Genomic DNA, 21312 nt, shown 5'->3' with positions numbered 1-21312 from the left:
TAAGGTGATTGAACATGCGCGCGAACACAATTCCCCTGATGGTTGTACTGACCACGTTGTCGGCCGCCACGTACGCCGACGAAGTCGTCAATATTTCCAACTGGAACGGCTACATCGCCGACGACACCCTGACCAGCTTCACCCAGGCAACCGGGATCAAGGCGACTTACGATATCCACGACAGCAACGAAGTGCTGGAATCGAAGCTGATGACCGGCAACACCGGCTACGACGTAGTCAGCCCTTCGAACCATTTCCTGTCGCGCCTGATCAAGGCCGGGGCCATTCAGAAACTCGACCGGAGCCAACTGCCGAACTGGAAAAACCTGGACCCGGCGCTGATGAAAAAACTCGAAGTGAACGACCCGGGCAACCAGTACGGCTACCCATACATGTGGGGCACGGCGGGGATCGGTTACAACGTCGAGAAGATCAAGGCGATCTTCGGCAACACCGATGTCACCCATTCCTGGAAGCTGTTTTTTGAAGAAGAAAACATCAAGAAACTCAGCCAGTGCGGCGTGGCGATCATCGATAACCCGACGCAAATCCTGCCAATCACCCTGAATTACCTGGGCCTGCCGCCCCATAGCCACGAGCCGGCGGACTACAAGAAAGCCGAGCAGGCGCTGCTGAAAATCAGGCCGTACGTGCAGTACTTCCATGCGTCCAAGTACATCAGTGACCTGGCGAACGGCAATGTCTGCGCGGTGATCGGCTTCAACGGCGACATCGTTCAGGCGGCCGCCAGCGCCAAGGAAGCCAACAACGGCATCGACATCGCTTACTCGATTCCTGACGAAGGCTCGACTCTGTGGTTCGACATGGTGGTCATGCCCAAAAGCGCGCCGCACGAGAAAAACGGCTACGCCTACATGAACTACCTGCTGACGCCGCAAGTCATTGCCAACATCAGCAACAGCATCCACTACGCCAACCCCAACCTCACTGCGGATCAATATGTGACCCCGGCCGTGAAGCAGGACCTGGCGATCTACCCGCCGAAGAGCGTGCTGGACAAGCTGTTTACCGTCGAGGAACTGCCGGCGGCGATTGCGCGGTTGAGCACGCGTCTGTGGACCAAGCTGAAAACCAATACCTGAGGTTGATTGCCCCTTCCTTGACTGTGCGAGTCAGGGAAGGGGCGGTATCAGCGGGTCAATCCCGGTCAATGGCGCTCAAAAGTCATCCAGCAATCCTGCAACTGCTCCCACCGCGACGGCCACCATTTTGAGTCCGTGCAACGCGCCGCGCATCCATGCAGGCGTCTTCCTGAAATGAACTGATTCACTGTTGTATGCCGCCATTCCAACCATGGCCTACGCTTATCCCGAGATGGCTGTTCAACGATCCGGATTTATGTCCGGACCGACGTTCAGCCGGCGCCCCATAAAAACAAAAGTCCCGGGAGAAAACGCATGTTCGCATCGTTACGTCGATCCACCCTTTGCCTCGCGGTTGTCGTCACTGCCGCTGTGCTCACAACGCCTGCCTTTGCGCTGGAAACCGTCAAGTTCATGGCCCCAGGTTCGGTGGGTGGCGGTTATGACCAGACCGCACGCGTGCTGGGCAAAGCCTTGGTTGAAGCCAATGTGGCCAAATCCGTCACCTTCGAAAACAAGGGCGGCGCGGGGGGCACGCTGGGGCTGGCGCAGTTTGCCAACAGCACCAAGGGCGATCCGGATGCGCTGCTTGTGATGGGCGCGATCATGGTTGCTGGCATTGAGCAGAACAACCCGCAGATTACCTTGAAGGATGTGACGCCGATTGCCCGGCTGTTTACCGAATACAACGTGATTGCGGTGCGCAAGGAATCCGAATTCAAAACCCTGGACGACTTGCTGAAAGCCTTCAAGGAAAAACCGACCAGCATTGCCTGGGGCGGGGGTTCCAAGGGCTCGATCGATCACATCGGCATTGCGGAACTGGCCGCGAAAATGGGCGTCCCGGTCAACAAGGTCAATTACGTCGCTTTCGCCGGCGGAGGTGAAGTGGTTGCCCAGGCCTTGGGCGGGCAGATCAAAGTCATCACCGGCGGTTATGCCGAACTTGGCCAATACATCAGGAGCGATCAGTTCCGTGTACTCGCCATCGGCGCACCGGAGCGCGTTGCAGGCATCGACGCCCCGACGCTTAAAGAAAGCGGGTATGACGTGATCATCGGCAACTGGCGTGGTGTTTACGGTGCCGCGGGCCTCACGCCAGAGCAGCGCAAGGAAGTCACCGACGCCGTGGTGGCAGCCGCCAACAGCAAAGTCTGGAAAGACAACATCGAAACCAACAAATGGTCACCCAACATCCTCACCGGTGACGAGTTCGGCAAATTCGTCGATGCGGAGCACGTGCGGCTGCGGGCAATGCTGGTGGAAGTGGGGCTGGTCAAGCCATGAGTCAATCGCGTGCAATCGTGCCGGTGCAACTGGCGATTGGCATCGGTGTGCTCGCCATCAGCGCCATGCTGGGCTACGGCGCCTTTCTGTTTCCCGAGGAGATGGGGTTCGTCATCCTGGGGGCGTACGTCTATCCCTACGCCGTGGCGGTATTCCTCGCGGGCGTGGGGGTGGTTCTGTGCTTTCAAGCCGTCACCGGCGGTTTTCGCGAACTGGCCGATCACGATGACGAATCCGCCAAAGTGGTGCCTGGCGGCAAAGCGGGGGTGGCCTGGGTGACGGGGGGGCTGCTAGGCGTTGCCGTGCTTATCAATCTCATTGGCTTTGTCCTGTCGGCCGCGCTGTTGTTCGCCTGTTCGGCGCGGGGTTTCGGCAGTCGTCATCCGCTGCGCGATCTCGCCATCGGCATTGCCCTGACGCTCCCGATTTACTGGCTGTTCAATGCAGGGCTGGGGGTTTCCCTTCCGCCGCTTGTCAACGCCTGGATCTGATTCAGGCCGCAGGAGATCAACAGGGTGGATATTCTCGCAAGCCTGGCAATGGGGTTTTCCTCGGCCCTGACGCCGATCAATCTGATGTGGGGGTTCATTGGTTGCCTGCTCGGCACCGCCATCGGCGTCTTGCCGGGCATCGGGCCGGCGCTGACCGTGGCGCTGTTGCTGCCCATTACCGCGAAGGTCGATCCCACCGGCGCGCTGATCATGTTCGCCGGCATCTACTACGGCGCTCAGTTCGGCGGCTCCACGACCTCCATTTTGCTCAATACCCCAGGGGAATCGTCTTCCATGGTCACGGCCCTGGAAGGCAACCTCATGGCCCGCAATGGCCGAGCGGGCCCGGCCTTGGCCACGGCGGCCATCGGGTCCTTTGTGGCAGGCACTGTCGCCACGGTTCTGCTGACCTTGTTTGCGCCCATTGTGGCGAAACTGGCACTGAAGTTCGGGCCTGCGGAGTATTTCGCGATTCTGGTGCTGTCGTTCACGACGGTGTCTGCGGTGCTCGGGGCGTCAATGTTGCGCGGCTTTGCATCCCTGGGGATTGGCTTGACCATCGGTTTGATCGGGCTGGACTCGACCTCGGGTATCGCTCGTTACACCCTAGGCGTCCCGGAGCTGGTCGATGGCATCGAAGTCGTGCTGGTCGCGGTCGGGTTGTTTGCGGTGGGCGAGGCGCTGTACAGCTTGCTGTATCAGAAAGAAGAGGCCTCCGGTCGACACCGCATGTCCTCGTTGTGGATGACGCGCGCCGACTGGAAGCGCTCGGTTCCGGCCTGGCTGCGAGGGACACTGATCGGTTTTCCCTTCGGTTCGATTCCGGCCGGTGGTGCGGAGATCCCGACGTTCCTGTCCTATTCGACCGAGCGCAAACTCAGCAAGTATCCGAAAGAATTTGCCGCCAACAAAGGCGAGGGCGCCATCGAGGGCGTCGCCGGCCCTGAAGCGGCGAACAACGCAAGCGCCACCGGTTCGTTGGTGCCGTTGCTGACGCTTGGTATCCCGACTTCCGCCACGGCAGCCATCCTGTTGGCGGCGTTCCAGAACTACAACCTGCAACCGGGGCCGCTGCTGTTTGAAACCTCGGGTGCACTGGTCTGGACCCTGGTGGCCTCGCTGTACATCGGCAACGTCATCCTGCTGGTGCTGAACCTGCCGTTGGTGGGCCTCTGGGTCAAACTCCTGCAAATCCCCCGGCCTTATCTGAATGCCGGGATCCTGGTGTTCGCCACCATCGGCGTGTATGGCATGCGCCACTCATCTTTCGACCTGTTGCTGATGCTGGCGATCGGGTGGGGCGGGGTGTTGATGCGGCGGTTCGACTTCCCCGTCGCGCCGGTGATCGTGGGCATGCTGCTGGGGCCGATGGCAGAGAAACAGCTGCGTAACGCGTTGTCGATCAGCGAGGGCGACTGGACGGTGTTTCTGACACAGCCAATCTCAGCTGCGTTTCTGGCGTTGACGTTACTGGTGCTGGTGGTGCCGCATTTGCTGCATGCCAGGGGTATCAAGTTGCATGAGGATGATTGAGCGTGTGCGGTGGCGACCTGATTCTGCGGATGTACTCGTTCCCCTGTAGGAGCCGGCTTGCTGCGGGCGGCGTTCCGACGATGGCGGTGGGTCAGTCAACTATTTATTGACTGGACGGACGCCTTCGCCAGCAAGCCGGCTCCTACAGTTGATTTGTGTCATGGTCGAGTACCGCGTCCGCATGAAGTTACTCGCCCCCCGTTGTTTTTGCTGATGAATACATTCGCATCAACGTTATGTCCGTTAGGCGACATCTACTGGCTTGTTAGCGTTAGTCGGTAATCGGCAGGCGCGTTAGAGTCGACCCACGCCCCTCGCCACCACCGGATAATACCGATGACTCGCCCCCGTTTTTTACCCGACAACTTCACCCTGACCCTGATCGGCGTGGTGATTCTTGCCAGCCTGCTGCCCGCCAGCGGTCAGGTCGCGGTCGGTTTTGGCTGGCTGACCAACATCGCCATTGCCCTGCTGTTTTTCCTGCACGGCGCCAAACTGTCGCGTGAATCGATCATCGCCGGGGCTGGCCACTGGCGCCTGCATTTGCTGGTGTTCAGCCTGACGTTTGTCCTGTTCCCCTTGCTTGGGCTGGCGCTCAAACCCTTACTGTCGCCGATGATCGGCGCCGACCTGTACATGGGCATGCTTTACCTTTGTGCGTTGCCCGCTACGGTGCAGTCAGCGATTGCGTTCACGTCCCTGGCGCGCGGAAATATTCCGGCGGCGATTTGCAGTGCGGCGGCCTCCAGCCTGTTCGGGATTTTCCTCACGCCGTTGCTGGTGACCTTACTGCTGAATGTGCACGGCGAAGGCGGCTCGACGCTCGATGCAATTCTGAAGATCAGCGTGCAACTGCTGCTGCCGTTCATTGCCGGGCAGATCGCTCGACGCTGGATCGGCGCCTGGGTTGCGCGCAACAAGAGCTGGCTGAAATTCGTCGATCAGGGCTCAATCCTGTTGGTGGTTTACGGCGCGTTCAGCGAGGCGGTGATCGAAGGGATCTGGCATCAGATACCGCTCTGGGAACTGGCCGGACTGGTGGTCGCTTGCTGCATTTTGCTGGCGTTGGTCTTGCTGGCGTCCACCGTGCTGGGCAAGGCGTTCGGCTTCAATCAGGAAGACCGCATCACCATCCTGTTCTGTGGTTCGAAGAAGAGCCTGGCCACCGGCGTGCCGATGGCCCAGGTCCTGTTCGCCGGCAGCACCATGGGTGTGTTGATCCTGCCGTTGATGCTGTTCCACCAGATTCAACTGATGGTCTGCGCCGTGTTGGCGCAGCGCTATGCCAATCGCAAGGAAACCATCCCTGAACTCATGGCTCAGGTTGATCCTTGATCTCCGGTCTGGCTGACAACTATTGCCCGTCGACGAGGCGAGGCAGCCCCAACGGGTTGAAATCACGCAATACCTCAGGCAACAGCGCGTCCGGAAAACCCTGGTAAGCCACCGGCCGCAGGAAGCGTTCGATCGACGTCATGCCCACCGAGGTGAAGCGACTGTCCGAGGTCGCCGGAAACGGACCGCCGTGAACAGTGGCGTGCGTCACCTCTTGCGGATGGGCGAAGGCGTTGACGACGATGCGTCCGGTCCTGCGCTCCAGCACCGGCAACAAGCGCCGGGCCAGTGGCAAGTCAGTTGTTTCGAGGTGCAGGGCGGCGCTGAGTTGGCCTTTGAGCGAGCGGGCAATGGCGAGCAGTTCAGCCTCGTCCTCGACGGTCACCAGCAGCGCCGATGGTCCGAAGACTTCCTGCGACAGCGCGGCTTCCTCGAGGAAACGTTGGCCGGTGACCTCCAGCAACGCCGATTGGCCGTCAACGTCGGCGCTGGCGGCCGTGCCTTCGGCGATGCGCTGCGCACCGGCGTTTTCCATCGCGGTGAGACCGTTCAGGTAAGACGCATGGATCCCCGGCGTCAGCATCGTGCGGGCTGCAGCCTCACTGACGCGCTGCACCATGGCGGCGCGCAGCGCTTCGAGCCCAGCGCCTTTGATCGCGATCAGCAGAGCGGGCCTGAGGCAGGCTTGCCCGACATTGACCAGCATGCGCTCGATAAAGCCATCGCCGATCTGCGCGCCGCGCTCGGCCAGGGCAGCGGGCAGGATGAACGTGGGGTTGATGCTGGTCATTTCGGTAAACACCGGGATGGGATCGGGCCGCAGCTGCGCACGCCGATACAGCGCCATGCCGCCTTGTTCCGAACCGGTAAACGTCACGGCTTTAATCAAAGGATGATCGACCAGCGCTTCGCCGATGGTGTTGCCGCTGCCGCGTACCATCGAGAAGACCCCCTCGTGCAACCCGTGCTCCTGCACGGCCTTCTGGATGGCCCGTGCCTGGATTTCCGAAGCACCCGGATGGGCGTTGTGCGCTTTGAGGATGACGGTCGCGCCGGCGGCCAATGCTGAAGCGGTGTCGCCACCGGCCACGGAATAGGCGATCGGAAAGTTGCTCGCACCGAAAATGGCCACGGGGCCGATGGCCATTTTCTGCAGGCGATGGTCCATGCGCGGGCGAGGTTGACGATCAGGTTGTGCCGGATCGATGGCAAGTTGCAGGAAGCGGCCTTTGCGCACGACTTCCGCGAACTGACGGAACTGGACGGCGGCTCTGCTCGCTTCGCCCTCAAGCTGAGCTTCTGGCAGACCCGTTTCGAGCGCGGCCCGTGCCGCCAGCTCCTTGCGGGTGGCCTCAAGATTGTCGGCAATGCTCTCGAGAAACGCCGCGCGCCGAGCGAGCGACGTATGGCTGTAACTGTCGAACGCTTCGTCGGCGAGCGTTGCTGCCTGGTGGACTTGCGCGACGCCGCCGAGGGCAAAATCCGGTTCGATCAGCGTGTTGGTCGCGGGGTTGAGCGCTTTCATCGTTCCTTCGGTGGCCGCGACATCGTGGGTCCCGATGATCAGGTTTCCTGTCAGTTTCATCATCGGTTATTCCTGCCCTGCGAGGGCGGCGACGAGTTCGTCCGTGGTCACAATCGAATGGGCAAACGTGGGGCCGTTCAGCTCGTGGGCGGCGTGCATCATTTCCGGGCGGAAGGCGGCGGTCGCATCGCGCACCAGGGTGACGTGGTAACCCATTTCCGATGCATAACGAGCGGTCGCTTCGATGCAGGTGTTGGCCAGCAGACCGACGATGATCACGTGGGTGATGCCTTTTTGCTTGAGGCGAAAATCCAGGTCGGTGTTGGCGAAACCGCTCGAACCCCAATGCTCCTGCACGACGATGTCACCGTCCTTCGGCGCAAAATCCGGATGCCATTCGCCGCCCCATTCCCCGCGAGCAAAGTGGTGCATGTGCATGATCTTGCACTGGGTCGGCGTTGGATGGTCCCAGCCTTCGTAGTCACCGTGTTCCCAGCGATGGTGCGGTACGATGACGACCGGAATGTCGAGGGCGCGAACCGTGCGGTCTAGCGTGCGCAGGTTGTCGAGCAGGCCGACTTGCTCGGCGATCGGCTTGATCAGGGGAAAGACCTTGCCGCCTTCCGAGAGGAAGTCGTTGTACGGATCGACCAGCAGATAGGCGGTCCTGTTGAGCGGATAAAGGGCGTTCGACATGACGATGTTCTCCACAAAAGTTGAGTGACCGGTGCCGGGGACTTGCCTGGGCATCTTGTTGATATGATAATCATAGTTACAGCGAAAGAGGCAAGCCCGTATGTCGACCAACATTGCTGCTCCCGACACTCTATGCCCGATTGCGCGGGCCGAGACAGTCGTGGGCGACCGCTGGACCGTGCTGGTCCTGCGTGAGTTGTTCATGGGAAGTCATCGATATGACGAGATCCAGGCGCAGACCGGCGGCACTCCGCAAATGGTCGCTACACGCCTGAAAAACCTGGAAGCCGACGGCCTGGTAGAACGCCGTCTCTACAACGAACGGCCACCGCGCTACGAGTATCACCTCACCGCGAAAGGGCAGGCCTTCTACTCGGTGGTGTTGGCACTGCGCGCCTGGGGCGAAACCTGGTGCAAGTCGCCGGAAGAGGGTTTGGCGGTGGTGTACACCCACAAAAACTGTGGCGAGCCCGCCGGGTTAGGGCCGCTGTGCGCCCATTGCGGTGAGCTGTTGCGCCGCGAAGAGTTGATCAGTGAGCAGAGCGCGGCGTACCGCGCAGAGAGGCAGGCGCGGCGTGAGGCGTTCAAGGGCAGTCGAAGCGCGTAGCCACCCGACAGAAAAAGCAGCACGTTGTCGTGCTGCTCTATGGCGGGTTATCCCGCAGCGAGCGCTGTACGGGCAACTTCGGCGAAATAGTGCGCCCCCGTGGCCAGCACATTGTCGTTGAAGTCATACCTGGCATTGTGAAGCGGAGTCCCCCCTTCATCCGCTGTGTCGCCGTTGCCGATAAACACGAAATTGCCGGGTACGACCTGCAGGAACGCGCCGAAATCCTCTGAAATCATCATCGGCTGGATGTCCGCATTCACCCGGTCCGGGCCAACAATTCGGGTCGCCGCCGCGACAGCGATGGGGGTGCACTTTTCCCAGTTAACGGTGGGTGCGAATTCATGGGTGTATTCGAACTCGCACGATGCGCCGTGGAGCCTGCAAATGCCTTCGCAGATTTCTCGCATGCGCCTTTCCAGCATGGCCTGGACTTCGGGCGCGTAGCTGCGCGTGTCGCCCTTGATGACGACGTGGGTTGGAATCGCATTGCGGATGCCATCGGTGATGAACTCTGTGCAGGAAATCACGGCCGGAACGCTCGGGTCGAGGTTGCGGGAAATCACCGTTTGCAGGGCCAGCACCACCTCGGAAGCGATGACGATCGGGTCAACCCCCATGTGCGGTCGTGCCGCGTGCGTGCCTTGGCCCTTGATCCGGATAACGAAGTTGTCCTCACTGGCCATGATCCCTCCAGAGCGCGTCGCGATTGTGCCGGCGGGCAATCCCGGCATGTTATGAGCGCCGTAGATGGCATCCACCGGGAAGCGATCAAACAGGCCATCAGCGATCATCGCTTTGGCGCCACAGCCGTGTTCTTCGGCGGGCTGGAAAATGAAGCGTACCGTTCCGTTGAAATCACGAGTGGTGGTCAGCAGCCTGGCGGCGCCGAGGATCATGGACATGTGGCCGTCATGACCGCAGGCATGCATTTTTCCTGCGGTTACCGAGGCGTGATGCCGCCCCGGAGCATCTTCGTGAATGTGCAGTGCATCCATGTCGGCCCGAAGCCCCACCACCGCCGGACTGTCTCCGACCTTCAAACTGGCGACCAGGCCTGTGCCGCCAATGCCCCGATGCACCTCAAGGCCCATCGACGCGAGCGCATCAGCCACGTAGTCGGAGGTGTGGATTTCTTCGAAACCGACTTCTGGATGTTGATGGAGGTGGTGACGCCAGCTGACCAGCTGCGCTTGAAACTCGTGGTCGTCGATCACTGCATGGGCTCCTGCGTTCTGTTGATCACACATTTTTTTGTAGCTGCCATTGGTGTTGACGGGCAGTGATCGCTTCCGCGGATTCACCCACCAGACGCTCGTAGACCGACGGGGCCGTCGCACCCTCGGTACTGATGATGAGCACTCGGGAGTCTCGGTCGATGCCGACTGTTCTGGCTGTTGCCGAATCGCGTAGCAGGATTTGAAGCGCTGCCAGACCGGCCACCGCCGACTCACCGGCCACCACGGGAATGTCGGTCGGACTGCCGTGAGCCAGCTGCTGCATGGCAGACACGGCGTCGTCGTCGCTGATGGTCATAAAGAAATCTACGCACGGTTCGAGGAATCGCCAGGCGAGGGGAGAGGTTTCGCCGCAGGCCAGGCCCGCCATGACCGAGTCAACCGAGCCTGTTGCTTTGGCGGGCAAGCCCTGAATCGCACTTTGGTACAGGCAATCCGCTTGCCGGGGTTCGACCATGACGAAGACGGGACGCTGTTCCTGGTAAATTTCCCAGAGGTAACTGCTGATGCCCGCTGCCATTCCTCCCACCCCCCCTTGCAGGAACACGTGGGTGAAAGGGCAGGTCGCCTGGGCCTTGCCCGTGGTTTGCTCAATCAACTCGGCGGCGATGGTGCCGTAGCCTTGCATCACGTCGCGAGGGACGATCTCGTAGCCCTCATACGAGGTGTCCGACACCACGGGCCAACCGTTTTGCTCTGCCACGGTTGCGGTATGTTCCACCGACTCGTCGTAGTTACCTTCAACCCGGATGATGCGGGCGCCATACGCGGCAATGGCCGCCTCGCGCTCCGTGCTCACGTTGGCATGCAAAACAATGACGCATTGGCAGCCGACGGTTTGTGCCGCAGCCGCCAGGGCTCGCCCGTGATTGCCGTCAGTGGCACTGATGACCGTGAAATCATGCAGGCGCTGCCGATATTGGCCGGTGATGAGCCCTTTGGGATCAAAGGATTCATGGGGCATCAGCCGCAGAATCAGCCTGATCAGCGCGATCGGTGCGCCGAGTGCCTTGAAGCTGCCCAGGGGTGAACGTGTCGATTCGTCCTTGACCCAGAACCCGGCCACGCCGAGTTCTTCAGCCATGCCCGGAAGCTCCCACAGCGGTGTCGCCGTTTGGTTCAGGTGTTCCCAACTCGATAGCCAGTCTCGTGACTCATGGGCCGCGTCGACACTCATGATGTCCTGAAGGTGTTTTGGGTAGGTGCTGCGAGAGGCGCGTGGGTTAGCGAAAAACATAGCGGTTCCTTGTAACGCTGGAGAAAAGGCGTGCGCGTTTTGGCGAGTTTCAGGGGCAGTCATGCCGTGGTCGTTCTGTAACGCCCCAAAAATTGCCGAACGCGTTCACTGTCTGAGTTGGTAAAGAATTTTTCCGGTGCCGCTCTTTCAATGATCTGTCCTTTTTCAATGAACACGACCTCGTTGGAGACGGCGCGGGCAAATTCCATTTCATGGGTCACGATGACCATCGTGAAACCGTCTTCGGCCAGTGAACGCATCACCGCCAGGACTTCCCCGACCAGTTCTGGATCGAGCGCAGACGTTGGCTCATCGAACAAGATGACTTGCGGGTTCATCGCCAAGGCTCGCGCAATGGCAACCCGCTGCCGTTGGCCTCCTGACAGCGACCAGGGATAAGCATCGTGCTTGTGCGACAGGCCGACTTTCTCCAGCAGCGCAACCGCCTGATCATTGGCCTCTTTGCGACTGACACCCATGACGTGAATGGGCGCCTCGGTGACATTCTGAAGCACCGTCAGATGGGGCCAGAGATTGAAGCTCTGGAACACCATGGCGGTTCTTGCGCGCATCGCCGCCAGTTCGCGATTGGACATGGCTTTGCCGCCGCCACTTTTAACGCCCATGCGATCACCGCCGATGTAGATTTCACCGGTATCAGGCACTTCCAGCCAGTTGATGCAACGCAACATGGTGGATTTGCCTGAGCCGGAAGAGCCCAGAATGCTGACAGTCTGTCCTCGCTCGACCTTGAGGTTGATGCCGCGAAGCACCTCAATGCCGGCGAAGTGTTTATGCAGGTCGCGGATTTCAACGACCGGGGCGGACTTATTCATGGACCAATCCTCTTTTCTGCGCTCGGCGACCCAGGCGACGAAGTAATGCCTCAACCAACAGGGTGATGGACCAATACAGTGCGATCACGAATATGAAGGGCGGCAACGGAACAAAATATTTGGCTTGTACAGCAGAGGCCGCAGCCGTCAGATCCATCAAAGTGATGATCGACAGGAAGGCGGTGTCCTTCAGCAGGCAGACGAGTTGGTTGCCAAAGAGCGGCCCGGAACGCATCACCATTTGCGGGAGGAGAATCCTCCAGTACATGTTTGAGTTGACGAAGCCGTGGGCATAGGCCGCTTCCGCCTGGCCTGCGGGCAGCGCGGTTCTCGCCGCCCGCAGGATCTCGGCGAAATAGGCACCGTGATACGTAATCAGGGCAATGAAACCCGCCGACCATACATCCAGGCTGATACCCAGGTTGGGAAGCCCGTAGTAAAGGAGGTACAGGAAGATCAGGAAGGGCAGCATTCGCATCAGGTCCAGCGCCCAGCGAACAAGCCGTCGAAACAGGTTGTCCTGTCCTTCCAGCAGGAAAGCGATAACGCAGGCCAACATAAATGAGCAGGCAGACGACACGCCAAAGAGTATGAGTGTGTTCTGCAGCCCGGCCGCGAACACGTCCAGGTTGTCCCACAGCATTTCAATTCCGTTCATGGGAGCCCCTACATGGCCAGGCGCTTGGCGCGCGAGTCTGCAATTCTCTGGAAGCGGACAAGTCCACCGATGATCACGATGTAAAGCAGGCCCGCCGCGAGGATGGGAGGAAGCGGATCGTAAGTGACGGCAGCGATCCGATTCGTCACGCGCGTCAGGTCCACAATGCCGATCATGGCGATCGCGGGACTGCTTTTGACCAACAGGGACATTTCGTTCACAAGCCCGGGAAGGCTGGTGGTCAACATCTGCGGGAGCATGATGCGGCGAAGTGTCAGCCCCGTGGTCATGCCGGCGGCTTTTGCCGCTTCCAGTTGTTCGCGCGAGAAACTGGTCAGGGCGCTGCGCCAGATCTCGGCGTTGAACGCCGTGGTGTTGAGGGTCATGGCCGCAATGGCCACCACCCGGGCGTCGACTTCCCAGCCGATGGAGGGCGCAATCACAAACAGAAACAGCACCAGCGTGACCATCGGTGTTGCTCTGATCAAACTGACATAGACAGCGAGGGCCTGGCTCAAGACCGGGATTTTTGCCGCCCGCAACATGGCAACAACCAGCCCCAGAATGATGCCAAGCACGATAGAAATGCCGGACACCCAAATGGTCGTCCAGGCCGCGTACACAAGCGTGATCCAGTCACTGCTTTGCATTGAAAACATCCTTCGAACAAGTCTTTTGGCCGTCGGCTACCTGCCGGGTCAAAAGAACGATCTACTGACCTGACCATCGCTGACACTTCTTGCGCCAACGATGGCGGCTCTCAGGTTATTTCGCGGTCAGTTGAGTGAACTGTGGCGCAGAAGTAATCGGCTCGCGGGGCAGGTCATCGAACGATTGTCCGAGCCATTTTTTCTGCAGCTCGGCGAGCTTGCCGGTGTCACGCAAGTGGTTCACAAAACCACTCAGGTAATCGAGCAGTTCCTTGTTGCCCTTGGCCACTGGCCAGGCGATGTAGCCCATGCTTGAAGTGGCCTCGCCAACGGCAAACACCTGTGGACGTTCCTTCACCAGCATGTTGGCGGGCACGATCGAGTTCACAACGTAGTCGAGCCGGTGGTTCGCCAGGTCGGCATACGCCTCCGGGTAGGATTGGTACTGCACGATCTTGCCAATGGAACCGCCGGAGGCTTTGAGCTTTGCATCCAGCTGCGTCAATCGGGCCAGTTGCGCACCACCGGCCTGCACGCCGACGATCAACCCGGAAAGGTCCGAGACGCTTTTGATGCGGTCATCGTTTGCGCGCTTGATGTAATGCGAGACCTCAGGGGCGACCGGTGCCACGAAGTCAAAGGCGCCCAGGCGCTCCTCCGTAACACCTGCGCCAGTGATGGCGGCGTCGTACTTCCCGGAGGTGATACCCGCCAGCAGGCCGGTCCAGGGCATGATGTCCTGATTCACTTTGAATTGAGCGTACTTGCGCAGCTCCGCGATAACGTCCTTATGGAATCCTTCGGACTCACCGTCCTTTATAAATTCGAAAGGGTAATAACTGTCTTCGGTTGCAACGTTAAGTGTGCCGCGAGTGTTTATCTCTGCCAGGCTGGCTGCACTCGCTGCGCCGGTAATGCCGAGGCTGAAGATAAGACTGGCTGCGCCAACGATAAGAAAACGACCGGCCTTTGAAATGATACGGCGGTCAACTCGACTTTCTTGAGCACTGTTCATCGTGAAACTCCCATCGGTTAAGTGGTGGGGCAGTACCAAACTAAAAGCTGCGATTGGGGGTGAGATGGCGTTAGTCATGCTTTCTCCGTTTTTATTGTTTTCGGCGGGTGGGAGCGCAGCCCTTGCCTGACAAGCAGGTGGGATAAAACGATGCTAATGCTCAGGGGGCGCACGATTGCTCGAAAATCGCGGCGTCAAACGCACCATCGTTGCGTTTTCAGCATTTTGTTGCTCCGCGCTCAGGCCAGGTGCGTTGGTACAAGGGTTTGTGCGCAACGAATGAGCGTCCAGGTGCCTTTTCTGCTGTAATGGCTGGGCCCCAGGTGAAGGAGTTCCCCTATGCAGCTAGATGCCTATGACCGCAAAATTCTCAACTTCCTTCAGGAAAACAACCGGATTTCCCAGCGGGAACTGGCTGAGGGCGTGAACCTGTCTCCCTCGGCAGTCAATAGAAGAATCGCCGCCCTCGAAGCGGCGGGAGTGATCAGATATAACGTGAGTATTGTCGACCCGGCAGCGGTCGGCCGACCGATTACCGTTATCGTCGAAGTTAAACTAGAGAATGAAAGACTTGATTTGCTGGATGAGATAAAGCGGCGCTTTGTGAGTTGTCCGCAAGTTCAGCAGGTTTATTATGTGACGGGGGATTTTGACTTTTTGCTGGTGTTGAATGTACGAGACATGAGTGAGTACGAACAATTAACCAGGGAGTTGTTTTTCTTCGGAAACATCAAGCAGTTCAAAACGTTTGTCGCGATGCAGAATAATAAAAGAACGTTTGCGATACCCTTGGAAATTGAATGACCCTGAAACGGCCCTCCCTGCGACAGCAGTCGGAAGGAGGGCGTTGATGGTCGAACGGTGGTGTTAGAACTCCGGCGTGTATTTCACGCTGAACATCACGTTGCGTGGTTCACCGTAGTTGTTGTTGCCATTGATCTGGTTGTAGGCCGCCGTGTAGTAAGTCTTGTCGAACAGGTTGTTGGCGTTCATCGCCAGCTCGATCTCCGAGGAGAGCTGGTAGCCGACACGGGCATTCCAGACGGTGTAGCCCGGTACGTTGACGACGTGGTCGTAACCCAGCGTATGGCTTTGGGTCGTGAAGCCCAGGCCGGTACTCACACGGCTCCAGTCGCCACCCAACTGGTAGTTGCCCCAGACGCGCAGCATGTGTTTCGGCGTCCACCAGCTGAAGACTTTGCCTTCGTTGTCCGGGTCCTTGAGGTACTTGGTGGTGTTGTAGGTATAACCGGCAAACAGTTGCAGACCGTCCAGCACTTCGCCGCTGATTTCGGCGTCGAGCCCCTGGCTGCGTACTTTGCCGGATGCCTTCGAGCAGTACCAACCGTCGCAGTTTTGCCCACCCTCCATATCGAGCGTGGCGCGGTTTTCCTGGTCGTAACGGAACAACGCCAGGGACGTGTTGACCCGACCCTCCATCAGCTCGCCCTTGAGACCCAACTCGTAGTTCGTACCGATGATCGGTTTGACTACCGAGCCGCTTGTAGTGCGTTCGGTTTGCGGTGTGAACACGTTGGTGTAGCTGGTATAGATCGCCCATTCGCGGCTCAAGTCATAGACGATACCGGCGAAGGGGGTGACTTCACCGTTTTCGTTGCTGGTGCTTTCAGGATCGGCGGTAATGCTGGTCGCGTCCTGGCGCCACGCTTGATAGCTGTAGTCGTACCAACTGACCCGTGAGCCGAGCACGAGGGTCAGCGGATCAATCGGCTTGACCCGCCAGCTGCCGTAGAGGCCTTTTTGGCGGATGTCATATTTGCTCGGTGTCCCACGGCCACCGGGGCTATTGAGCAAACCGTCGTAGCTGATTTCGGGACGGTTGTGATCAATGTCGAAGATGGTGTCGGCGCTGTTATTGAAGGTTCGGGCGAATTTGTCGTCTGACGTGTATTTGGAATAGTTGCCGCCCACCATGATTTCCTGCTGCATGGACAAGGCTTCGAATTTGCCGTTGAGGTTCATGTCCAGAGCAACTTTGGTGGAGTCCATGTCCGTCACGAAGTCAGCGTACTGCACGCCGCTGCCATCGGCATTGATGCCGTTGCCACTGGATTGCACCCGTTGGTTTTTCGCTTTATTGGTTTCAGTCATGCGCACGGCGCCGACCTTGAAGGCCCAATCGTCGTTGAAACGGTGTTCCAGGTCGGTGTAGAGCGTGGTGACATCGATGTCCGAATGGTTCCACTTCGCCCCGGTGTACGTGCTGCGCGGCAGGTCGATGGGCTTACCGCCGGCGTAGCGGGGGAAGCCGCGCACGTTCGAGCGCGATTCGCCGTCGGACTGGCTGACTGCCAGGCCCAGGGTGGTGTCTTCACGCAGGTCGAAGTCCAGCGCGCCGTACAGCGAGGTGGTCTTGTACCATTCGGAATCGACGAACGAGTGGCTGTCGTCCTGGTCGGCAATGAAGCGCCCGCGCACGGTGCCGGCCTGGTTCAGCGGCCCGCCGGCGTCCAGTTGCAGACCGTAGTGGTCCCATGAGCCGGCCTTGCCGGTGAGGGTCACTATCGGTGCGGCCTGGCCGCGTTTGCGTACCAGGTTGACCGCGCCGCCAGGGCTGCCGGTGCCTTGCAGCAGGCCGGACGCGCCACGTAGCACTTCCATGCGATCGAAGAAAATCAGGTCCTGCGTGGCCCAGTTGCCCAGCGAGTAATAGTTGCGCGGAATCGGCACGCCGTCGTACTGCCAGTCATCGATCTGGAAACCGCGCGAGCTCAGGATCAGGCCTCTGCCGACGCCTTGGGCGCCGACCAGGCCGGTGGTCTTGTTGGCCGCGTCCTTGAGATCGACGATGTCCTGATCGTCCATTTGCTTGCGGGTCATCACCGTGACCGACTGCGGGATTTCCTTGAGGGTGTGGGTGCCTTTGCCGATGGTCACCGCCCGCGCAGCGTAGGAGCCTGAGCCTTCGGTGGTGGCGTCGGTGCTGCGTTCGACGATGTTGGTCACGCCCAACTGCAACGCTGCGCTGTTGTCCGGGGCTGGCTCTACGCTGAAGTTACCTTGCCCGGTCACTCGCAATTGCAGGCCGCTGCCCGCCAGCGCCTTTTGCATCGCCTGTTCCGCAGGCATCTGGCCGACCACCGCCGGCGCTTGTTTGCCCTGCACCAGCGAAGGCTCCAATGAAACGATATGGCCACTCTGGCTGGCGATGGCATTCAGCGTGCTGGCGAGTGGGCCGGCCGGCAGGTTGAACATCAGGTCTTGCGCCTGCGACAGGGCAGGGCTCGCCAGGGTTGCCAGGGCGACAGCGGCGGAAAGGGCATGGGGCCACGGGTTGAACACAGCGTTCTCCTGAAAATGTGGAAGTGTCAGGAGATAGGTGGGACGAGAAATGAAAACCGGACACGAATGAGAGTTATTTTCAAAAAAAATTGATCAGCGCGACTCTTTTGCACGTATCAGCGTCAACCATGGGCTGTAGCGATCCACGCGAATCGGCAAGGTTTCCGCCAGGGCCGTGAACACCCGATCCGGATCGTTCAACGGGAATACGCCCTGGACGCGCAAACCGCGAACCTCGGGAGCCACGCGGACAAAACCCCGGCTGTACGGGCGCAGCGCATCGACGACGTGTTCCAGGGGATCGTCCAGCACGTTCAATCGCCCGCTGAGCCAATCGGCGCGATGACGCTGATCGCCGGCCACCGGTGCAATGTTCCCTGCATACAGCAAGGCCGATTGACCTTCCTGCAGGTCAAGCGTCGTGCCGTCGAACAGACGGGCTTCGATGGAGTGCTGCAGCACCACAACGCGAGTCGCATCTTGTTCCTGAGCCACCAGAAAGCGGGTGCCCAATGCCCGTATTTCACCTTGAGCGGTGCGCACCCGCAGCGGACGCTGGGGGTCGGCCGCCACCTGAATCACCAGCTCGCCGTGGCGCAGAATCACCAGCCTTTGTTTGTCATCGAAGCGCAGGTCCACCGCGCTGTTCGCGTTCAGACTCAGGCGGCTGCCGTCGGCCAGCGTGAAGTCCTGACGCTGGCCACGGCCGGTGTGCAGATCCGCCAGCAGCGAGTCACCCAGCGGGCTGCGAATGCCGAGCCACGCGCCGCCGCCCAGCAGGCCCAGGCCCGCGATCACGCGGAGCGCATCGCGGCGTGAACCATGAGGCTGCAACAGCAGTTGCCGTGCTTCGTTGGCTTGACCGGGCAGGCGCCGATCCAGAGCACGAATCGTGTTGAAGGAACCGCCAAGGCGTTCCTGCAAGGTGGCCCAGGCCCGGGCATGTGCGGGGTCCATCGCCAGCCATGCGTTGAACCGTTCTTGTAGTGCGGCATCGGGCTTGCCGGCACGAAGGCTCACCATCCAGTCGATGGCCTGTTCGCTGACCGGGTCAAGGCGCGGCGTGCTCATGGCGCCAGCTCGCTCAGGTAGCACTGACGCAATGCCTGTTTCATGTAGCGGCTGACCGTGCGTTCCGAAAGCCCCATTTTGTGGGCAATCGCCACGTAGCTCAGACCGTCCAGCTGGCTGTAGAGGAACGTGGCTTTGACGACCAGTGGCAAGCCGTCGAGCGCCCGGTCGATCGCGACCAGGGCTTCGATCAGTTGCAACTGTTCTTCAGGGGAGGGGGCGAACGCCTCGGGCAGCGTGGACAGGCGTTCGAGGTAGGCCAGTTCCAGCTTGCGCCGGCGATGACGGTCAAAGATCAGTCGTCGGGCAATGGTCGACAGGTACGCGCGAGGTTGTTCGATGCTGTCGGGGTCTACCCGGGCCACCAGCATCTGGCAAAACGTATCGGCGGCGGTGTCCTCAGCGTCCGCGTGATTGCGCAGGCGCCGCTGGATATGCTGCAGCAGCCAGCGATGATGGTCGCTGAAAAAGAAGCCCAGCTTGCTGGTCGGAGGAACTTGCACCGGTTGGCTTTCCAGATGTTAGTGTGAATCGTTCTCAATACTACCTTTGAGAGGATCGCCACTGCAATCTCTGACTTCGCCGGATGCCATTCGGCCAACGCTGCCTCGACCTGAATAGGGGGGGGCGGCGAGGTGTACGCGTCTTGCGATCCGGGCGATGTCGAAGACGGCTCAATCATCAACCGGATCTGTTTGCTCAGAAGGCCGCACTTTATCGGGCTCGGCGGCCGTTTCTGTGTTTGGTCGAAGCTTGAACCGGCAGACGTTACCGCCGCGCACCATGCATTCCGTGTGATCGACTTCTGCGCCGCCCAGCGTGCCGATCAAGGCCAGGTCCAGTTCACAGACCACCGGATGGGCCTCTGCGAGTCGGTGAAAAACGCAGTTGTGCGCGACGATTTCCGGGTCACCGCTGGAGCGAAAGAACACCTCTGATTGGTATCCCGCCTGGTTCATGTGTTGCACGATCCTGGCTTCGTCGACCACCTGCGATTCACGATCCAGCGCCAGTTTTCGGCCCATGCTGCGCATCAGCGTGGCCAGCGCTTCGGGACCGATGATGCCGGCCACTTCATCGATCAGCACACTCGCCAGCATTTGATACTGGCGAGGAAACTGCTCCTTGGCATGGTCGGTGAGCCGGTACAGTTGCTCTGGACGTCGGCCCGTCGGCCGGGTTTCGCCCCGCAACACCAGGCCGTCACGCTCAAGCGCTGCCAGATGCTGGCGAATCGCAGTGCGCGTGACGGCCAGTTGTTCGGCCAACTCGTCAATGCTCATGCCGCTCGCATGGTGCAGCAGCGCATTGAGCAGGTCTTGCTGTGTCCGGCCCAGTCCTTCCAGCATGGTGTGTCCTCGCCCGACGTCAGAACTTGTCCGGGAACTGCTTGACCAGTGCCGCCGTCAGCGCATCGGCCAGCGCCAGGATATGGCCGCGCATCATGTGCCAGGTCCGCGCTTCGCCCGCGTAATCGTGTGCGGCGAGTTCATCGATCTGCGCGACATGATGACCCCCGTGAGCACCGAGCATGGCAACCAGCGTGGCTTCAGGCAAGTTGGGGTTGGCTTTGGCCAGGAACGCGGCAATCGCCTTGGCATTGCTGGTCAGGTCCGCGACTGCGGCTTGCTTGCCTTTGCTGTCTTTGGCGACCGTTGCATCGCTGTAGTGCTTCACCGCGCCCCAGTGGCCGGCCAGCAATTTGAGCAACTGATCGGCAGCGGGCTGACCGTAGAGCGGGGCGATGCTATTGGCGATTTTGGTTGCGTTGTCGACCACCTGATCAGCGGCGACTTTGGCTTGCTGCTTGTCGGCAGCCTGATTGGCGATGGCGTAATTTCTGATCCAGAACACATGTTCGACCCACAGGTCGCGCAAGGCCAGGCGCGTGGTCAATGCAACGCTATCTGGCGCAGCCGTTGAGGCGGGCGGCGTCTGACTCCAGACCGGTTGAGCACAGAACGCCAACAGCATTAAAGCCAGGATCTTGATATTCATGACGGCACCCTCGGGAAGTGGGATTGTTCGACAATATCAATTTAAGCATAAAAATATGTTTTTATCGGGCCGACGCCCCGCGCACAGATCAACGGTCATTGTAGGAGCGAGCCCGCTCGCGATGAACGTCAACGATGACGCAGTTTGCCTGAATCAACGCGGCGCTTATGGGGCCATCGCGAGCGGGCTCGCTCCTACACAACCCAAATCAGAACTTGAACGCCTGACGCCCGACCAGCAGCCAGTGGCCTTTCTGTTTCTGCCAGATCTGGAAGTTCTCGATTTCGGTCGGAATCACTTCAGTGCCTTTCAGCGCCTGTGCCGAGAAATGGTTGCGAACCAACGCCACGTCACCGGAGAGGGTGATGGTCTGGTTTTGCATTTCGAGGGTCTTGAAAGCGCTTCGACCGGTTTCGATGTCGGCGATGTATTCCTGCTTGTTCTGGATTTTCCCGCTGGAATGCCCGTAGGTCAGGTTTTCGGCGGTCAGAGCGTTCAGTTCGGAAATGTTCTTTTTCAGCATGGCCTGGGTCAGGTGGTCGACAGCCTGGGCCACGTCTTTTTCAGCGGCGGACGGGGCGGCCGCGACATAGCCACTGAACAGGCACAGAAATCCAACCAGCAATTTCGCTTTTTTCATGGGTATTTCCTTGTTGTTGTGGGTGATCGAGTGATGAACATAAAGATCATTCATCAGTCGTCGTACAACCTATCATGCACTGAGAAAAA

The 21312-nt window shown here is 59.7% G+C and carries 21 protein-coding genes; 7 read left to right on the top strand and 14 right to left on the bottom strand.

Going from position 1 to position 21312, the window contains the following annotated elements; all coding sequences use genetic code 11:
* The first annotated feature begins 14 nt into the window (after window positions 1-14).
* From KGA82_RS01840 to KGA82_RS01820, 5 genes are all read left to right on the top strand, one after another.
* Window positions 15-1103, top strand: coding sequence for a polyamine ABC transporter substrate-binding protein (locus KGA82_RS01840; protein ID WP_223449464.1), 1089 nt, complete (start codon window positions 15-17; stop codon window positions 1101-1103).
* A 315-nt stretch (window positions 1104-1418) separates the two neighbouring features.
* Entirely contained in the window at window positions 1419-2390 is a 972-nt protein-coding gene (locus KGA82_RS01835) for a Bug family tripartite tricarboxylate transporter substrate binding protein (protein ID WP_223449463.1), read from the top strand.
* Entirely contained in the window at window positions 2387-2881 is a 495-nt protein-coding gene (locus KGA82_RS01830) for a tripartite tricarboxylate transporter TctB family protein (RefSeq protein ID WP_223449462.1), read from the top strand. The genes KGA82_RS01835 and KGA82_RS01830 overlap by 4 nt, the downstream gene beginning before the upstream one ends.
* Window positions 2882-2905: 24 nt before the next feature.
* The gene (locus KGA82_RS01825) at window positions 2906-4414 is read left to right on the top strand and encodes a tripartite tricarboxylate transporter permease (protein WP_008032438.1); all 1509 of its coding nucleotides are present in this window, start codon (window positions 2906-2908) and stop codon (window positions 4412-4414) included.
* 336 nt (window positions 4415-4750) lie between these two features.
* A complete protein-coding gene (locus tag KGA82_RS01820; RefSeq protein WP_008032437.1) occupies window positions 4751-5749 on the top strand; it encodes a bile acid:sodium symporter family protein in 999 nt (332 codons plus the stop codon).
* Window positions 5750-5768: 19 nt separating this feature from the next.
* On the opposite strand, the gene KGA82_RS01815 is transcribed toward KGA82_RS01820, so the two are convergent.
* Both KGA82_RS01815 and KGA82_RS01810 read right to left on the bottom strand, forming a co-directional pair.
* On the bottom strand, window positions 5769-7334 hold the full coding sequence (locus tag KGA82_RS01815; protein WP_223449469.1) for an aldehyde dehydrogenase (NADP(+)): 1566 nt from the start codon (window positions 7332-7334) through the stop codon (window positions 5769-5771).
* A 6-nt stretch (window positions 7335-7340) separates the two neighbouring features.
* Window positions 7341-7970, bottom strand: coding sequence for an isochorismatase family cysteine hydrolase (locus tag KGA82_RS01810; RefSeq protein WP_223414151.1), 630 nt, complete (start codon window positions 7968-7970; stop codon window positions 7341-7343).
* A 100-nt stretch (window positions 7971-8070) separates the two neighbouring features.
* On the opposite strand from KGA82_RS01810, the gene KGA82_RS01805 reads away from it, so the two are divergent.
* Window positions 8071-8577 carry a winged helix-turn-helix transcriptional regulator gene (locus tag KGA82_RS01805; RefSeq protein WP_223449461.1) on the top strand — a complete coding sequence of 169 codons (507 nt, stop codon included), beginning with the start codon at window positions 8071-8073 and terminating at the stop codon, window positions 8575-8577.
* A gap of 47 nt (window positions 8578-8624) precedes the next feature.
* Here KGA82_RS01805 and KGA82_RS01800 read toward each other — a convergent pair whose 3' ends face one another.
* The 6 genes from KGA82_RS01800 to KGA82_RS01775 form a co-directional block, all read right to left on the bottom strand.
* Window positions 8625-9794, bottom strand: coding sequence for a M20 aminoacylase family protein (locus KGA82_RS01800; protein ID WP_223449460.1), 1170 nt, complete (start codon window positions 9792-9794; stop codon window positions 8625-8627).
* Window positions 9795-9819: 25 nt separating this feature from the next.
* Window positions 9820-11052 (bottom strand): diaminopropionate ammonia-lyase, encoded by a 1233-nt coding sequence (locus KGA82_RS01795; RefSeq protein ID WP_223449459.1) that lies wholly within the window; start codon window positions 11050-11052, stop codon window positions 9820-9822.
* A 59-nt stretch (window positions 11053-11111) separates the two neighbouring features.
* Window positions 11112-11888: an amino acid ABC transporter ATP-binding protein gene (locus KGA82_RS01790; protein WP_008032422.1), complete on the bottom strand. Its 777-nt coding sequence runs from the start codon at window positions 11886-11888 to the stop codon at window positions 11112-11114.
* Entirely contained in the window at window positions 11881-12546 is a 666-nt protein-coding gene (locus tag KGA82_RS01785; protein ID WP_192229076.1) for an amino acid ABC transporter permease, read from the bottom strand. Before KGA82_RS01785 ends, KGA82_RS01790 begins: the two co-directional genes overlap by 8 nt.
* 8 nt (window positions 12547-12554) lie before the next feature.
* Window positions 12555-13196, bottom strand: a complete 642-nt coding sequence (locus tag KGA82_RS01780; RefSeq protein ID WP_207286397.1) for an amino acid ABC transporter permease — start codon at window positions 13194-13196, stop codon at window positions 12555-12557.
* Window positions 13197-13311: 115 nt separating this feature from the next.
* Window positions 13312-14289 (bottom strand): transporter substrate-binding domain-containing protein, encoded by a 978-nt coding sequence (locus tag KGA82_RS01775; protein WP_223414155.1) that lies wholly within the window; start codon window positions 14287-14289, stop codon window positions 13312-13314.
* A gap of 261 nt (window positions 14290-14550) precedes the next feature.
* Between KGA82_RS01775 and KGA82_RS01770 the strand changes: the two genes are divergently transcribed.
* The gene (locus tag KGA82_RS01770; protein ID WP_008032416.1) at window positions 14551-15015 is read left to right on the top strand and encodes an Lrp/AsnC family transcriptional regulator; all 465 of its coding nucleotides are present in this window, start codon (window positions 14551-14553) and stop codon (window positions 15013-15015) included.
* 63 nt (window positions 15016-15078) lie between these two features.
* Here the strand turns inward: KGA82_RS01770 and KGA82_RS01765 are convergent, their stop codons facing one another.
* From KGA82_RS01765 to KGA82_RS01740, 6 genes are all read right to left on the bottom strand, one after another.
* Window positions 15079-17514 carry a TonB-dependent siderophore receptor gene (locus KGA82_RS01765; RefSeq protein ID WP_223449458.1) on the bottom strand — a complete coding sequence of 812 codons (2436 nt, stop codon included), beginning with the start codon at window positions 17512-17514 and terminating at the stop codon, window positions 15079-15081.
* Between the two features lie 93 nt (window positions 17515-17607).
* The gene (locus KGA82_RS01760) at window positions 17608-18585 is read right to left on the bottom strand and encodes a FecR domain-containing protein (RefSeq protein ID WP_223449457.1); all 978 of its coding nucleotides are present in this window, start codon (window positions 18583-18585) and stop codon (window positions 17608-17610) included.
* Window positions 18582-19088, bottom strand: coding sequence for a sigma-70 family RNA polymerase sigma factor (locus KGA82_RS01755; RefSeq protein ID WP_192229080.1), 507 nt, complete (start codon window positions 19086-19088; stop codon window positions 18582-18584). The genes KGA82_RS01760 and KGA82_RS01755 overlap by 4 nt, the downstream gene beginning before the upstream one ends.
* Window positions 19089-19259: 171 nt before the next feature.
* Window positions 19260-19934, bottom strand: coding sequence for a helix-turn-helix transcriptional regulator (locus tag KGA82_RS01750; protein WP_192229081.1), 675 nt, complete (start codon window positions 19932-19934; stop codon window positions 19260-19262).
* 19 nt (window positions 19935-19953) lie between these two features.
* On the bottom strand, window positions 19954-20583 hold the full coding sequence (locus KGA82_RS01745) for a hypothetical protein (RefSeq protein ID WP_008032407.1): 630 nt from the start codon (window positions 20581-20583) through the stop codon (window positions 19954-19956).
* A gap of 208 nt (window positions 20584-20791) precedes the next feature.
* Window positions 20792-21223, bottom strand: coding sequence for a nuclear transport factor 2 family protein (locus tag KGA82_RS01740; protein ID WP_008032405.1), 432 nt, complete (start codon window positions 21221-21223; stop codon window positions 20792-20794).
* Between the last annotated feature and the right edge of the window lie 89 nt (window positions 21224-21312).

This window comes from Pseudomonas sp. BF-RE-22, assembly GCF_019956155.1.
Taxonomy (GTDB): Bacteria; Pseudomonadota; Gammaproteobacteria; order Pseudomonadales; family Pseudomonadaceae; genus Aquipseudomonas; species Aquipseudomonas migulae.
This window is presented reverse-complemented; position numbering and strand designations above follow the sequence as displayed.

What these genes read in the sequence shown, in the direction of transcription:
- KGA82_RS01840 (WP_223449464.1), top strand. Translation starts at nt 15, where the DNA reads ATGCGCGCGAACACAATTCCCCTGATGGTTGTACTGACCACGTTGTCG.
- KGA82_RS01835 (WP_223449463.1), top strand. Translation starts at nt 1,419, where the DNA reads ATGTTCGCATCGTTACGTCGATCCACCCTTTGCCTCGCGGTTGTCGTC.
- KGA82_RS01830 (WP_223449462.1), top strand. Translation starts at nt 2,387, where the DNA reads ATGAGTCAATCGCGTGCAATCGTGCCGGTGCAACTGGCGATTGGCATC.
- KGA82_RS01820 (WP_008032437.1), top strand. Translation starts at nt 4,751, where the DNA reads ATGACTCGCCCCCGTTTTTTACCCGACAACTTCACCCTGACCCTGATC.
- KGA82_RS01815 (WP_223449469.1), bottom strand. Translation starts at nt 7,334, where the DNA reads ATGAAACTGACAGGAAACCTGATCATCGGGACCCACGATGTCGCGGCC.
- KGA82_RS01810 (WP_223414151.1), bottom strand. Translation starts at nt 7,970, where the DNA reads ATGTCGAACGCCCTTTATCCGCTCAACAGGACCGCCTATCTGCTGGTC.
- KGA82_RS01805 (WP_223449461.1), top strand. Translation starts at nt 8,071, where the DNA reads ATGTCGACCAACATTGCTGCTCCCGACACTCTATGCCCGATTGCGCGG.
- KGA82_RS01795 (WP_223449459.1), bottom strand. Translation starts at nt 11,052, where the DNA reads ATGTTTTTCGCTAACCCACGCGCCTCTCGCAGCACCTACCCAAAACAC.
- KGA82_RS01790 (WP_008032422.1), bottom strand. Translation starts at nt 11,888, where the DNA reads ATGAATAAGTCCGCCCCGGTCGTTGAAATCCGCGACCTGCATAAACAC.
- KGA82_RS01785 (WP_192229076.1), bottom strand. Translation starts at nt 12,546, where the DNA reads ATGAACGGAATTGAAATGCTGTGGGACAACCTGGACGTGTTCGCGGCC.
- KGA82_RS01780 (WP_207286397.1), bottom strand. Translation starts at nt 13,196, where the DNA reads ATGCAAAGCAGTGACTGGATCACGCTTGTGTACGCGGCCTGGACGACC.
- KGA82_RS01775 (WP_223414155.1), bottom strand. Translation starts at nt 14,289, where the DNA reads ATGACTAACGCCATCTCACCCCCAATCGCAGCTTTTAGTTTGGTACTG.
- KGA82_RS01770 (WP_008032416.1), top strand. Translation starts at nt 14,551, where the DNA reads ATGCAGCTAGATGCCTATGACCGCAAAATTCTCAACTTCCTTCAGGAA.
- KGA82_RS01760 (WP_223449457.1), bottom strand. Translation starts at nt 18,585, where the DNA reads ATGAGCACGCCGCGCCTTGACCCGGTCAGCGAACAGGCCATCGACTGG.
- KGA82_RS01750 (WP_192229081.1), bottom strand. Translation starts at nt 19,934, where the DNA reads ATGCTGGAAGGACTGGGCCGGACACAGCAAGACCTGCTCAATGCGCTG.
- KGA82_RS01745 (WP_008032407.1), bottom strand. Translation starts at nt 20,583, where the DNA reads ATGAATATCAAGATCCTGGCTTTAATGCTGTTGGCGTTCTGTGCTCAA.
- KGA82_RS01740 (WP_008032405.1), bottom strand. Translation starts at nt 21,223, where the DNA reads ATGAAAAAAGCGAAATTGCTGGTTGGATTTCTGTGCCTGTTCAGTGGC.